Source organism: Paraburkholderia tropica, from assembly GCF_014171495.1.
Classification (GTDB): Bacteria; Pseudomonadota; Gammaproteobacteria; order Burkholderiales; family Burkholderiaceae; genus Paraburkholderia; species Paraburkholderia tropica.
Window position 1 is genome coordinate 403,614 of sequence record NZ_CP049136.1, and the last position, 13,196, is coordinate 416,809.

Sequence of the window (13,196 nt, forward strand, 5' to 3'; positions counted from 1 at the left end):
ATGCAAGCCACACCGAGCGGCCGCCTGCCGCAAGCCCGCTTTCTGATCTGCGATTGCGACGGCGTGCTGATCGATAGCGAAGCCATCGCGGAACGCATCATCGTCGAGCGGCTCGAAGCGCTCTGGCAGCGCGACGATATCGCCGATACCGTGCGGCCTTTGCTCGGCATGCGCACGCGGCCGCTGCTGGAGCGCGTCGCCGACACGCTCGGCCATGTCATTCATGCCGAAACCCTCGCCAGCATCGACGACGCCGTGCGTCGCGGCGCCGTGCTCGCGCCCATGATCGAGGGCGTCGACGCAGCACTCGGCGCGATCGCGCTCGGCAAAGCCTGCGCGAGCAACAGCAACGCCGACTACGTGTCGAGCGCGCTGCAACGCACGGGCCTCATCCGCCACTTCGCCGACCGCGTGTTCACCGCCGATCAGGTCGCGCATCCCAAGCCCGCGCCCGACGTCTATCTCGCCGCCGCGCATCGCGTGGGCGTCGCGCCCGCACATTGCCTCGTGGTCGAAGACAGCGTGACCGGCGCGCGCGCCGCCGTCGCCGCCGGCATGACCGTGCTCGGTTTTGCTGGCGCGAAACATCTGCCCGGCGATCAGATCCGCAAACTGCTCGACGCGGGCGCGAGCCTCGTGTTCGAGCGCATGACGCAGTTGCCGTCGATCGTAGCGTCGATCGTCGACGGTCATTCGCGCGACTCGCAGCACATCGCGCCCCACACGCATCAGGATTACGCATGACACACACCACACATCGCCCGCTCTCGAACGCCACGCTCGCACACTTCGACGCGGACATCGCCGTGCCGGGCTACGACCGCGCCGCGCTCGTAGCGGGCATCGCCCATATCGGCGTCGGCAACTTTCATCGCGCCCATCAGGCGCGTTACGTCGACGACTGCCTGCACCTGCCCGACACCGAGCAATGGGGCATTTGCGGCATCGGCCTCGGCAATGGCGCGTCGGCACGCGCGAAAGCCGCGGCGCTGCGCGCCCAGGACGGCCTCTACTCGCTCAGCGAAATCGGCCCGGACGGACGCGAGGACGTCCGCATCGTCGGCGCGCTGATCGACTATCTGCATGCGCCCGCCGACCCGGAAGCGGTGCTCGGCAGGCTCGCCGATCCCGCCATCCGCATCGTCTCGCTCACGATCACCGAAGGCGGCTACAACTTCGACGAAGCGACGGGCGATTTTCGCTTCGACGAAACCGATATCGCGCACGATCTCGCAGGCGGCCCGCCGCGCACGGCGTTCGGCTTCATCGTCGAAGCGCTGCGCCGACGACACGACGCGGGCGTCGATGCCTTCACGGTGATGTCCTGCGATAACCTGCGTCAGAACGGCGACACGGCTCGCCGCGCGGTGCTCGCCTTCGCGGGCGCGCGCGACCCCGAACTCGCGAACTGGATCGCGCAACACGCGACGTTTCCGAACAGCATGGTCGATCGCATTGCGCCGCAAGTCACGCCGTCGATGCAGGCGCGCGCCCACGCACGAACCGGCGACGCCGCGCCTGTGATCGCCGAAACGTTTACGCAATGGGTCATCGAAGATCGGTTTAGCTGCGGACGTCCGCCGTTCGAGCGCGTGGGTGTCGAACTCTGCGACGACGTCTCGGAGTGGGAGGCCATGAAAGGCCGCATGCTCAACGCTTCGCACATGCTGCTGGCCTATCCGGCGCTGCTGCTCGGGCATCGGCTCGTGCACGACGGCATGGCCGATCCGGATATCGCCGCGCTGTTGCGCGTTTTCATGACGCGCGACGTCGCGCCGATTCTGCCGTGGCCGCCGGGCGTCGATGGCGGCGCCTACATCGACAACACGATCGAACGCTTCGGCAATGCCGCGCTCGCGGATCAACTAGCGCGCGTGGCGCACGACGGCGCGTCGAAGATTCCGGTGTTTCATCGCAAGACGATTGCGAAACTCGAACGCGACGGCCGCGATATTTCGCGCGCGGCGCTGCTGCTCGCGTGCTTTCAGCAATATCTCGCAGGCACCGACGATCGCGGCGACGCGTTTGCCGTGAATGAAACACGCCTCGACGCGCAAGACTGGGCGCTGCTTGCAAGCGGCGATCCGCTGGCGATGTTGCGCATGTCGCCATTCGTGGGACTCGGCCTCGATCATAGCGAGCGCTTCGTCGCGCGTTTTCTGCAACTGCGCGCGTGGATCGCGGCGCGCGCAACGCGCCAGGCGATTCGCGACGTCGTGCAATCAAGCGGCGAAGCCTGACATTCGCGCGTTAAACGGCGCGAAATCAGGCGCGCGCGCGGACCGGTTCGCGCGCCTGAACCGATCACATGACGCGCACGCCGCAATCGCCGATCAGCATGACCGCCTGATCGACCGAAAGAATCGTGCCTTTCAGATGCTGCAAAACATCCGATAAACGCAGCCCGCTCAAATCGACGGAACGCAGGTCCGCGCCGTCGAAACGCGTATTGAGCAGGCGCACGTTGCCGAGGCTGCCGCCCTCGAAAACAGCGTCGCGAAAGTCGCAATCGGCGAGATCGGCATCGGAGAAATTCAATTGTTCGAGCGTCTGTTTTCTAAACGACAAACCTCGAAGCGTGGCGCCCACGAGCAGCGAATCGTGAAAGCTCAGACCCAATGCGCGGGTGTCGATGAAACGCGCGCCTGTCAATTTCACTTCGGTAAATACGGTTGAAGCGAGTTTCGCGCCGGTCCAATCGGTATTGTTCAGATCGCTGCGAATAAAGCGTGCGTCGCCCGCATTCGCATAGCGGAAACTGGCCGCCGCGCCTCGACAGCCAATCCAGCGGGTGCGCGATAAATCGCTGTGCTCGAAGCGGGTTTGCCCGATCGTGCATTGCGCGAATCGCGCCGCGTGGAAATCGATATTGGAAAGATCTTCGCCGTCGAACTGGCAGCGCTCGAAAGTCGGCTCGTCGCCGGACTCGCGGAGCGCGCGAGCGAGGTCGTCGCGATTGAAATGCGTGTCGCTGAATACTACGCCGTTGCCGGCCGCCGGATCGTTTGCGTGATTGCGCATCGGTACACATCCCCATTCGTGCGGGGCGCGCAGTCCATACCCTCGCGCGCCCCCTCAACTTGTGAAAGTCAGGTTGACGCCGTGGCATGCATAGAACCCCTCGCGGGGCGCAGGAGATACCAACCTGCCACTCTATTTTCGGCGACACGAATTCTACCGCCCGCACGATCCGCTTCGCAATGACCCGCGTGCGAATCGTGCGAATCGTGCGGATTGTGTGGATCGTGCGGGCCGGATGTCTAGAACTCCTGGCGAGTCGGCCGGATCACGATTTCGTTGATATCGACGTCGCCCGGCTGTTCGATCGCAAACGCAATCGCGCGCGCCACCGATTCGGCCGGCACCGCCTGCTTGTAGAAGTCGAGCACCGTTTGCTGCGCCGTGCCCGTTGTGCTGAGTTTCAGCTCGCTGTCGACGGCGCCCGGCTCGATCGACGTCACGCGAATATTCTCGCCCACTTCCTGGCGCAGCCCTTCCGAAATCGCACGCACGGCGAATTTGGTGCCCGAATAAACCGTGCCGCCCGGCGCGAAAACCTTGATGCCCGCGACCGAACTGAGATTGATGAAATGGCCGCTTTGCTGTTTCAGAAAACGCGGCAGCGCGGCGGCAATGCCATAGAGCGTGCCTTTGATATTCACGTCGATCATCGCGTCCCATTCGTCCGTATTCACTTCGGCCATCGGACGAATCGGCATCAGCCCCGCATTGTTGATCAGCACGTCGAGACGCCCGAAATCGGCGACGACGGCCGACACCACGCTCTCGACCTGCGCCTTGTCGGTGACGTCGAGCGCGTACGCTTTCGCGCGCCCGCCCGCCGATTCGATTTCCGCGACCAGAGCATCGAGGCGATCCGTGCGCCGCGCGGCGACCGCCACGTGCGCGCCCTGCGCCGCGAGATGACGCGCGGTCACTGCGCCAATGCCGCTGCTTGCGCCGGTAATCAGCACGACCTTGCTTTCAATGTTATTGCTCATCACAGCACCTCTTCGGTGGAAAGACGTTGGGATTCACTGTACGTCGGATAATCGGTAAAGCCTTTTTCCGTGCCGCCGTATAGCGTTGCGGCATCGACTTGATTCAGCGGCCAGCCGTTGGCAATACGCGCGGGCAAATCGGGATTCGCAATAAAAGGACGGCCGAACGCAATCAGATCCGCGAGACCGCTTGCGAGCAGACGCGCGCCGCGTTCCGCCGTGTAACGCCCCGCATACAGGATGCGGCCACGGAAGGTCTCGCGCACGGCGCGGCGGAATTCGATCGGCAGATCGGGGGCGTTGTCCCAGTCGGCTTCCGCGATCGAGAGATAGGCCACGTCGAATTCGTCGAGAATCTTGATGGCCTCGATATAGGTCGCATGCGGATCCTCTTCGACAAGGCCGATATACACGCGGTCCTCATCGGTACCTGCAAACAGCGGGGCAAAACGCACGCCGAGGCGGCCCGGACCGACGACCTTCGTCACCGCCTCGACGATCTCCCGCAAAAAGCGTAGACGGTTTTGCAGCGAACCGCCGTATTCGTCGTCACGCTGATTCGAATGCGCCGAAATAAACTGGTTGACGAGATAGCCGTTCGCCGCGTGAATCTCGACGCCGTCGAAACCCGCAGCAAGCGCGTTACGCGCGGCCTGTGCATACAGTTCGACGATCTCGCGGACTTCCACCGTGCTCAGCGCACGCGGCACCGGGGGCGCGATCAGCGTGCCGGTGTCGGGACCGGTCGCAATGAACGCTTTCGCTTGCTCCGCCTGGAGCGCCGACGGCGCAATCGGTGCCGAACCGTCCGGCTGCAGCGCGTTGTGCGAAACGCGGCCCACGTGCCAGAGTTGCGCGAACATGATGCCGCCCGCTTCGTGCACGGCATCGGTCACCTTGCGCCAGCCCGCGATTTGCGCCTCGGTATGGATGCCGGGCGTCCACGCATAACCCTGGCCGCGCGGCTCGATCTGCGTACCTTCGCTCACGATCAGACCGGCGCTCGCGCGCTGGCGATAGTATTCGGCCATGAGGTCGGTGGCGACGTCGCCGTCGCGCGCGCTGCGCTGACGCGTGAGCGGCGGCAGCACGATGCGGTTCTTCAGTCGATACGGTCCGAGCGTGACGGCGTCGAAAAATTCGGAGTGCTGCATGATGAGTCCTTGAAACGTGTTGCGAGAGGGTGCGGGCTGAATCGCCCGCGCCGCGTGAAAGAGATGTAGTCGCTTGAATCGACGGAGCCCTGTGCCGGGCGCTCGTTGTGATGTGATTAGCGCTTGCCCTTGAGCGCCGGATGCGCGAGCAATTCGAGCGCGGCCGGACCGGACGAGGCCGGATTCTGGCCGGTGATCAGCACGCCGTCGGTCACGACATACACCGCCCAGTCGCCGAGCTTCGAATAGATGCCGCCCTTCGCCTTCAATTCGTCTTCGACGAGGAACGGCACCACCTGGGTCAGGCCTACGGCTTCTTCTTCGGTATTCGTGAAGCCCGTCACCTTGCGGCCTTCCACGAGCGGACGGCCGTCCGGCGCCTTCGCGTGACGCAGCACGCCCGGCGCGTGGCACACCAGCGCAGTCGGCTTGCCGGCGGCGAAGAACGACTGGATCAGCGCGATCGAAACCGGATCTTCGGCCAGATCCCAAAGCGGGCCGTGGCCGCCCGGATAGAAGACCGCGTCGAAGTCCTCGTGCGAGACGCTGTCGAGACGCACGGTCGCCGCAAGCTGCGCCTTCGCCACGGCGTCGGCCTGGAAGCGATGCGTCAGTTCGGTCTGGAACGCCGGCTCGTCGCTCTTGGGGTCGAGCGGCGGCTGACCGCCTTGCGGCGAGGCGAGCACGATCTGCGCGCCCGCGTCCTGGAACGCATAGTACGGCGCGGCCAGTTCTTCGAGCCAGAAGCCCGTCTTGCGTCCGGTGTTGCCCAGTTGATCGTGCGAGGTCAGAACCATCAGGACTTTCATGTTGCTTCTCCGTCGAGCGAGGCAATGCGCCCCATATAGTAGACCGGTCGTCTAGTAACCAGGCCTAAAAAAGGCACTTCGGAGGAAGTGCCTGAAAAACCGTTGTTGCGCCGATCAGACCGGCAGATGCAGCGTGCGTCGCGTGGTTTCGAGCGCGACTTCGAAAGGCTGCAGGTTGCGCACAATCTTGACCATCACGCTGGCGCCGAGCCAAAGCTGATACAGACTTTGCGCGACGACGCGCGGTTCGGCGTCCACCGTGAGCGAGCCTTCCGCGACGCCTGCCTCGATCGCCCGCGCCAACCGCGCGACGACCCCGGCCGTGCCGCGATTGAGCGCCGCCCGCATGGGCTCGGACATGTCGGCCACTTCCGCGCCCAGCTTGACCGCGAGGCATTTGCCCTGGCAGTCGAAAAACGACTGCGTTTCGCGCCAGATCTGCCAGTACTGCATGAGCCGCGCGGCCATGGTCATGCCGGGCAGGCTCAGCGTCTTGTCGAGTTCGGCCAGGTAGTCCTCGAAATAATTTTCGAGCAGCGCCACGCCGAACGCGTCCTTCGACGCAAAGTAATAGTAGAACGACCCTTTCGGCACGCCCGCCGCGGCGAGAATCTCGCTCAGGCCCACCGCCGCGAAGCCTTTCGCGCCGATGATGCTCTGCCCGATCGCGATGATCTTTTCGCGAACGTCAGCGGTTTCGGGGGTGTTGATCGTTTCCATGGGTCGCACTATGACACGTAGTCGACCGGTCGTCTAGTAGTTTTTTTGGGGGGATTGTCAGGACCGGTTGAGTCCCGATCCGTCACGTACGCCTGTTCGTTGCCTACTCGTCGCCGTATTCGGTGTGCAACCCGGACGTATCGAAGCTCTGATGCGCCGGCACCGAAACGCCCACCACGCGCACATCCTTGGGCGGAATGTGCTGATTGGTTTCGGACGACCAGATCCGCGTGGTGTTGGCGGCCTGCGGCATCGCCGGTTCCATCGACTGTTTGTAGGGCTCGTCGTTGATTCTCGCGGGCGCGTTCTCGCCGCCGCTTTCCGCGCGCCAGTAGGTCGAGCCGGGATCGCCATCGAAGCGGCCGAGGAACGCCTCACGCTTCACGCGCGCTTCGAGTTGCACGCCGACCCGACGGTTGTTCGCGGGCTCGTTCGAATACTTGAGCGCAATGTTCGGATCGTGTGCGTACTTCAGCTTGCCGATCGAATCCGAACTGGGCATGGGTTCATAGGACGCCGCGCCGAGCCGTCCGCCGCCATGGCTCGGGTCGAGACCGTTCGCCTTGATGCCGGCGAGGTTCGACGCCGGCGTGCCATGCGTGACGTACACATACTTGTCGTCGTAATTCTTGAGTTCGTTGACGAGCGGGAAAAACTGCGTGTCGTTCGTGTCGTTGTGTATCAGATTCGGGTTGCGGCCAGCGGACGCGTTCTGCGCTCCCTGGCTGCCCTGACTCGCGCGAAAACGCGACGGCCCCGCCTCGTTGCCGGACGCATTGCTGTCAACGGAACCCGAACGACTGCGCGACGACAGCGCCGACAACTGCGAGGGCATCTGCGACGTCGATGCGCTCGTGTGATCGGGGCGCGGCGTGTGGGTGTCGTTGCCGGTTTGCTGGATGCCGGACTGCGGAGCGTGGGAAAATTTGTCGACGTTCATGAACCAATCTCGGGATGCACTGTGCCGACCTTAGCGGCACACGCACCACTCGTCGCAACGACAGGCGAAGTGAGGCGGCGGCATGCGAAGTGTTCATCGGCTTCGCCCTGCGCTGCACACTTCGTTTGGAATAGCTTCTGCTTCTGTGGGCCCGACGCGGCCATCCCACGTCAGACCGCAGACGCACCACGCGGCAGCGCCCGTGATCGGCGACGAACCTCGGATGGCGAACACTGATACGCCGATTTCGTCGGGCAATCGAAAGCGTGTAGCGGAACACCGTTTTTTAAGACTTCACCGAAAACGCGGCACACCACCTGCTTCCCGAAGCATGCGTTCCCAACTCTTCAGGAGAATCAGGATGAATGCCATCCAACGCACAGCCGTTGTCGCCGCACTCTTCGCCACGCCGATCGTCGCGCTCGCGCAAACCGCGCCGTCGTCTGATTCGCTCACGCGCGCGCAGGTGCAGCAGGATCAATTGCAGATGCGCCAGGCCGGCTACGACCAGTCGGTCGGCGACCAGGCGTCGTATCCGCGTCAGGTGCAGGCGGCCGAAGCGCGTATCGGCGCGCAGCAGGTCAGCGCCGCCTCGACGGGCGGCTACGGCGGCGTCGCGCCCGGCTCGTCGGCCTGGGGTCCCAACCGCTTGCCGGAGCAGTCGTCCGGCGCGACCGTCCAGCCGGCGCACACCGGCACGACCGGCCTCAAGCCGGTTTACTTCGGCCAGTAAGTCCAGGCGGTCTTGCTCGCATAACGGCGGTCGCGGCACGCTTTCTGCTGTTCGGTGCCAGACACACGACACGCGCGGCGTCGGGCATAGAGTCCGGCGCCGCGCTCCAACCGGACAGCGGAGGCATCATGGACGAGACACGCCGACTGGATGCGCGAGAAGACGCACAATACGCCGCGGAGCGCGCCCTGCAAGCACCCTATGAACGCAACGGCAGATCACGCTCCGCCGTCTCATGGTCCGCTGTGATCGCGGGCGCCGTCGCGATGGCCGCGTTCGCGCTCATCCTGCTCACGCTCGGAACCGGGCTTGGGCTATCGTCGCTTTCGCCGTGGCCGGGTAGCGGCGCGCATGCGAAAGCGTTTGGCTTCGCCGCCATCGTCTGGATCTGCGTGACGCAAATCATGTCGGCGGGTCTGGGCGGCTATCTCGCGGGTCGCCTGCGGCGCCACTGGCCGGGCATCGGCACCGACGAGACGCACTTCCGCGACACCGCACACGGTTTTCTGGCGTGGGCGCTCGCCACTTTGCTGACCGCCTTCGTGCTCACCTCCGCGCTCTCGGGCATCGCTCGCGAAGGCGCGAGCGCGCTGGCCGCGCATGAAAGCGCGTCGGGCAGCGCGCCGCTCGCGAGCGGTTTGTCCACGCTCGATCGCGGCAATGCGCTCGCCGCGTATCGAAGCTGGCCGATGGGTTATCTGATCGACGGCATGCTGCGCCCCGTCGCGGATGCGCCGGCACCCGCCGCGCAAAATGCGGACACGGCCCTCACGACCGTCGAACAAAAGCAGGAAATCGCGCGCATCTTCCTCAACAGCCTGCCCGCGAACGGCGCGCTCTCCGCCGAGGACAGCGACTACGTCACGCGCATCGTCGCGCAACGCACCGGCCTCTCGCCCGCCGATGCCCGCGCTCGCGTCACGACGACCTGGACGCGCTTGCAGGACAAGACGAACCAGATCGACAACGCCGCGCGCGCAGCCGCCGACACGGCGCGCAAGGCCACCATCCACGTCACGTTGTGGCTGTTCGTTTCGCTGCTGCTGGGCGCGTTCGTTGCCAGTCTGATGGCGACGGTGGGCGCACGCATGCGCGAATGGTGATGCGTGCTTGACGCCTGTTTGAAGGCATCGCAACGATCTTTTCTCTTCCAAACGCCAGGAGACTGACATGCGCTCGATTCTTCTTTATCTGCTCGGTGTGCCGATTCCCATCATCATTCTGATCGCGCTGTTCTGGCATTGACTGCGCGAACACGGGCTACTGGCTGGAGCGCTCCGCATGCGCGGGTTCGGTCGGGTTTTGCGGGTGCCGCGCTGGAAAGCCCGTGCTTTTCGCGAGCCACACCGTCACGAACGTGACGCAGAGCAGGCCCAGTAGCACCGGAAAAAACGCGGCGATACTGAAGCGGTCGAGCAACACGCCGCCAATCATGCCGCCACCCGCGATCGCCGCGTTCCAGACCGTGACGAGCACGGCTTGCGCGGCGTCGGTGGCCTCGCCCGCTGCATGGGCGAGCGCCGTTTGAAACAGCGTCGCCGCGCCGCCGAATGCGAGCCCCCACGCGGCCACGCTCGCATAAACGAGGGTTTGCGCGTGGCCCGCGCGCGCGAGCATCAGCGTAGCGACGGCGAACAGCAGCGTGCTCGCGAGTGTCAGCGTGCGTAAATGACGATCGATCCCTACGCCGACGATCAGGATGCCGAACAACGAAGCGATACCGAACGTCAGCAATACACGATCGATTGAATCGCTCATATCCGCCGTTGCAAGAAATGACGCGATATACGTGTAAAGCAGATTGTGCGCGAGCACGAAGGTCAACACGACCAGCAACACGGCACGCACGCCCGGCAGGCTGAGCGCGCTGCGCGATGCGGGACGCTGGGTTTGCGTTTTCTCCTGCGTTTTCTCCTGCGTTTTCTCCTGCGTTTTCTCCTGCGTTTTCTCCTGCGTTCGCCCCGCAAAATCCGGCACGATCGCCCGCACCCACACGAGCAGCGCGACGGCGAGCACGCTCATCACACAAAAGGCCGCGCGCCAGCCGGTCCACGTGCCGAGCAACGTCCCCGCGGGCACGCCCAGCGAAAGCGCGAGTGGCGTCCCCGCCATCGCCACGGCAATCGCCGCGCCCTTGCGATGCTCGGGCACCATGCGTGCGGCGTAGCCCGCCAGCAGCGCCCAGATCAACCCGGCAGAAACACCGGCGATAAAACGCGCGACCAGCGTCAGCGCGTAACTGTGCGAAAGCGCCGTAAACGCATTCGTGACGACGAAGCCCGCAATCGCCGCAGCAGCAGCGGACGGCGTCGCAAACGCTGCGTCAAGGCGACGAGCGGAATCGCCGCCAGCAGCGATCCCGCCGCATACGCCGTCACGGTCTGCCCGACCGCGGACTGCGAGACGCCCAGCCCCTTCGCCATCTGCGCGAGCAAACCGGCAGGCAGCGCTTCGGTCAGGATCGTGACGAACGCCGCGAGCGAAAGCGGCAACAGCTTCGCGAGCGGCAGGCGCGCGTCGATTGCGGGCGTCATCGCGCTACCTCCCCGACGCCATAGACGGCGTCGCGCAATTCGGTCACGAAGCGGCCCGACATGCCCTCGTAAAGCGTATTCGTGAGCGCGACGACGCTCAGTTGACGCGCCGGATCCACGAACCACGAATGGCCGTACGCGCCGCCCCAGCGCCAGGTGCCGTTCGATTCGGGCGACGCGGCGCGCACGCGGTCGCGCAGCACGGAGAAGCCGAGGCCGAAGCCGTAGCCCGGCGCGTCCGGCGGTTCGCGGCCGCCGGTCTGATCGCGGCCCATCTGCGCCACCGATTCGGCGGGCAGCAGCGCGCCGCCGCCTTCGCGCAGGTTTTCGAGCAGACGCAGCACATCCTCGGCGTTGCCCGCCATGCCCGCGCCGCCCGAGGGGAACGCCGCGCGATCGAACACGCGCGCCGGACTGAAGCGGATGCCGACCGTGCCTTCAAACGGCGCGACGAGATCGCCTTCGCGCAGCAATCGCGGACCGGCATCGTCGTGGTCGTCGTTTGATTCATTTGTGCCGTTTTTATAAGGTGTCGCGAGTCGCGCGGCGTCGTGCACATGGAAGCCGGTTTCCGCCATGCCAAGCGGACCGGTCACGAGATCGCGCACCGCCACGGCGAGCGGCGCGTCCTGCACGCGCTCGATCAGCGCGCCCAGCACGTCGATCGCGAGCGAGTAAGCCCACGCCGTCCCCGGCTCGTAGAGCAAGGGCACGCTCGCGATACGCCGCAGGTTTTCCGCTAGATCGATGCCGGAATCGTCCATGCCGTCCGACACGCCCGCGCGTGCATACGGGCCGTCGTCATCGGCTTCGAGAAAACGGTAGCCGAGCCCCGCCGTATGACTGAGCAGTTGCCGCGCCGTGATGCGCGCCGCGCGCCCATCGGCCAGACGCGGACGGAAAGCCGGCAGCCAGCGTTCGATGCCCGCGTCGAGGTCGAGCCGCCCTTGCGCGGCCAGCACCATCGCCGCCGTCGACACGATCGGCTTGCTGACCGACGCCAGCCGGAACAGCGTATCCACGCGCATCGGCCGCGCGCTTTCGCGATCGGCCAGCCCGGCGGCCTCGCGGTGAATCAGTTCGCCGCCCTGCGCGACAAGCACGACCGCGCCCACCAGCCGCCGCTCGTCCAGCGCGCGCCGGACTACCTCGTGAACACGCGCGGACAGCGACGCGAAAGCGTCGTCCAGGCGCGGAGCAAAAGCGGAAATCGTCATCGGTTCGACCTCGTCGAAAGAACATACCTTCACGATAGTGATCCGACGATTGAAGAAAAAGTGGGGTAGAGTTCCGCGTTATGCGGACGCCGATGTCCGCAATGGAGAGATCGAGTGGAAAGCCTCAACGGCTTCATGGTGTTCGTGCAGGTCGCCGAAACCCGCAGTTTCGTGGCGGCCGGACGCGTGCTGGGCGTCTCGGCGTCGGCGGTCGGCAAGAGCATCGCGCGGCTCGAAGACAAGCTCGGCGCGCGGCTCTTTCATCGCAGCACGCGCAGCATCACGCTGACATCGGAAGGCGCGCGTTTTCTCGAACGCAGCCGCCGCATTCTGGCCGAAATCGAAGCGGCGCAGCTGGAGATTTCGCAGGCGAGCGCCGCGCCGCGCGGCCGCTTGCGCGTGAGCCTGCCGCTCGTCAGCGCGCTGATGCTGCCGGTGCTCAGCGACTTCATGCAGGCGTATCCGCAGATCGAACTCGACCTCGATTTCACCGACCGCGTCGTCGATGTGATCGACGAAGGTTTCGACGCCGTGGTGCGGATCGGCGAGCCCGGCGATTCGCGGCTCGTCGCGCGCAAGCTCGGCACGTTTCGCTGGCGCGTGGTGGGTTCGCCCGCGTATTTCGAACGGCGCGGCACGCCGAAAACACCCGCCGATCTGCTCGATCACACCTGCCTGCACTACCGCTATCCGAGCACGGGACGGCTCGAAACCTGGGCGCTGCGTCGCGCCAAAGGCGAGCCGGAACTCGCGCTGCCGGTTTCGATGATCTGCAATAACATCGAAACGCGCGTGTGCTTCGCGCTCGAAGGGCGCGGCATTGCCTACCTGCCCGACTTCTCGATCAGGGAACCGCTCGCGGACGGGCGCCTGCGCGCGGTGCTCTCGTCGCATCTGGAACGGCCTGGCGTCGTGCACGTGCTGTGGCCCGCCAGCAAACATCCGTCACCGAAGGTGCGCGCGCTGGTCGATTTCCTGAGCGCGCATGTGTTTCCGTCGACCCGCAAAACCGCGTCTCGCTGACGCTGCACCGCCCTCGTCCCTGCATGTCCGCTCACGCATCGAACAACGCGTGGCGCCGATACAAC

General features: G+C 65.1%; 12 protein-coding genes and 1 pseudogene. 5 read left to right on the forward strand and 8 right to left on the reverse strand.

Annotated features, from left to right (window positions below; all coding sequences use genetic code 11):
* Nucleotides 1-744 (forward strand): HAD family hydrolase, encoded by a 744-nt coding sequence (locus G5S35_RS25370; protein ID WP_065061000.1) that lies wholly within the window; start codon nucleotides 1-3, stop codon nucleotides 742-744.
* Nucleotides 741-2,240, forward strand: coding sequence for a mannitol dehydrogenase family protein (locus G5S35_RS25375; protein WP_183039870.1), 1,500 nt, complete (start codon nucleotides 741-743; stop codon nucleotides 2,238-2,240). Before G5S35_RS25370 ends, G5S35_RS25375 begins: the two co-directional genes overlap by 4 nt.
* Nucleotides 2,241-2,304: 64 nt before the next feature.
* On the opposite strand, the gene G5S35_RS25380 is transcribed toward G5S35_RS25375, so the two are convergent.
* From G5S35_RS25380 to G5S35_RS25405, 6 genes are all read right to left on the reverse strand, one after another.
* Nucleotides 2,305-3,021, reverse strand: coding sequence for a pentapeptide repeat-containing protein (locus G5S35_RS25380; protein WP_110327318.1), 717 nt, complete (start codon nucleotides 3,019-3,021; stop codon nucleotides 2,305-2,307).
* Nucleotides 3,022-3,260: 239 nt separating this feature from the next.
* Complete coding sequence (locus G5S35_RS25385; RefSeq protein WP_065060740.1) at nucleotides 3,261-4,001, reverse strand: SDR family oxidoreductase; 741 nt, start codon at nucleotides 3,999-4,001, stop codon at nucleotides 3,261-3,263.
* Nucleotides 4,001-5,155 (reverse strand): alkene reductase, encoded by a 1,155-nt coding sequence (locus tag G5S35_RS25390; protein WP_110327316.1) that lies wholly within the window; start codon nucleotides 5,153-5,155, stop codon nucleotides 4,001-4,003. The genes G5S35_RS25385 and G5S35_RS25390 overlap by 1 nt, the downstream gene beginning before the upstream one ends.
* A 116-nt stretch (nucleotides 5,156-5,271) precedes the next feature.
* Nucleotides 5,272-5,964 (reverse strand): type 1 glutamine amidotransferase domain-containing protein, encoded by a 693-nt coding sequence (locus tag G5S35_RS25395; protein ID WP_065060742.1) that lies wholly within the window; start codon nucleotides 5,962-5,964, stop codon nucleotides 5,272-5,274.
* 114 nt (nucleotides 5,965-6,078) lie between these two features.
* Nucleotides 6,079-6,675 carry a TetR/AcrR family transcriptional regulator gene (locus G5S35_RS25400; protein ID WP_373681605.1) on the reverse strand — a complete coding sequence of 199 codons (597 nt, stop codon included), beginning with the start codon at nucleotides 6,673-6,675 and terminating at the stop codon, nucleotides 6,079-6,081.
* Between the two features lie 112 nt (nucleotides 6,676-6,787).
* A complete protein-coding gene (locus G5S35_RS25405) occupies nucleotides 6,788-7,624 on the reverse strand; it encodes a poly(ADP-ribose) polymerase family protein (protein ID WP_183039871.1) in 837 nt (278 codons plus the stop codon).
* Nucleotides 7,625-7,985: 361 nt separating this feature from the next.
* Between G5S35_RS25405 and G5S35_RS25410 the strand changes: the two genes are divergently transcribed.
* Nucleotides 7,986-8,357, forward strand: coding sequence for a DUF4148 domain-containing protein (locus G5S35_RS25410; RefSeq protein WP_074982130.1), 372 nt, complete (start codon nucleotides 7,986-7,988; stop codon nucleotides 8,355-8,357).
* Nucleotides 8,358-8,623: 266 nt separating this feature from the next.
* On the forward strand, nucleotides 8,624-9,460 hold the full coding sequence (locus G5S35_RS25415; protein ID WP_143064409.1) for a hypothetical protein: 837 nt from the start codon (nucleotides 8,624-8,626) through the stop codon (nucleotides 9,458-9,460).
* A gap of 157 nt (nucleotides 9,461-9,617) precedes the next feature.
* Here the strand turns inward: G5S35_RS25415 and G5S35_RS25420 are convergent.
* A pseudogene (locus G5S35_RS25420) lies at nucleotides 9,618-10,891 on the reverse strand (MFS transporter).
* Nucleotides 10,888-12,108 (reverse strand): serine hydrolase domain-containing protein, encoded by a 1,221-nt coding sequence (locus G5S35_RS25425; RefSeq protein WP_183039872.1) that lies wholly within the window; start codon nucleotides 12,106-12,108, stop codon nucleotides 10,888-10,890. Before G5S35_RS25425 ends, G5S35_RS25420 begins: the two are co-directional and overlap by 4 nt.
* Before the next feature lie 114 nt (nucleotides 12,109-12,222).
* Here G5S35_RS25425 and G5S35_RS25430 point away from each other — a divergent pair, with 114 nt between their 5' ends.
* Nucleotides 12,223-13,131 carry a LysR family transcriptional regulator gene (locus tag G5S35_RS25430; protein ID WP_065060748.1) on the forward strand — a complete coding sequence of 303 codons (909 nt, stop codon included), beginning with the start codon at nucleotides 12,223-12,225 and terminating at the stop codon, nucleotides 13,129-13,131.
* The last annotated feature ends 65 nt before the right edge of the window (nucleotides 13,132-13,196 follow it).

Coding starts and splice junctions, on each gene's coding strand:
- G5S35_RS25395 (WP_065060742.1), bottom strand. CDS start 5,964: ATGAAAGTCCTGATGGTTCTGACCTCGCACGATCAACTGGGCAACACC.
- G5S35_RS25405 (WP_183039871.1), bottom strand. CDS start 7,624: ATGAACGTCGACAAATTTTCCCACGCTCCGCAGTCCGGCATCCAGCAA.
- G5S35_RS25390 (WP_110327316.1), bottom strand. CDS start 5,155: ATGCAGCACTCCGAATTTTTCGACGCCGTCACGCTCGGACCGTATCGA.
- G5S35_RS25380 (WP_110327318.1), bottom strand. CDS start 3,021: ATGCGCAATCACGCAAACGATCCGGCGGCCGGCAACGGCGTAGTATTC.
- G5S35_RS25385 (WP_065060740.1), bottom strand. CDS start 4,001: ATGAGCAATAACATTGAAAGCAAGGTCGTGCTGATTACCGGCGCAAGC.
- G5S35_RS25370 (WP_065061000.1), top strand. CDS start 1: ATGCAAGCCACACCGAGCGGCCGCCTGCCGCAAGCCCGCTTTCTGATC.
- G5S35_RS25375 (WP_183039870.1), top strand. CDS start 741: ATGACACACACCACACATCGCCCGCTCTCGAACGCCACGCTCGCACAC.
- G5S35_RS25415 (WP_143064409.1), top strand. CDS start 8,624: ATGGCCGCGTTCGCGCTCATCCTGCTCACGCTCGGAACCGGGCTTGGG.
- G5S35_RS25425 (WP_183039872.1), bottom strand. CDS start 12,108: ATGACGATTTCCGCTTTTGCTCCGCGCCTGGACGACGCTTTCGCGTCG.
- G5S35_RS25410 (WP_074982130.1), top strand. CDS start 7,986: ATGAATGCCATCCAACGCACAGCCGTTGTCGCCGCACTCTTCGCCACG.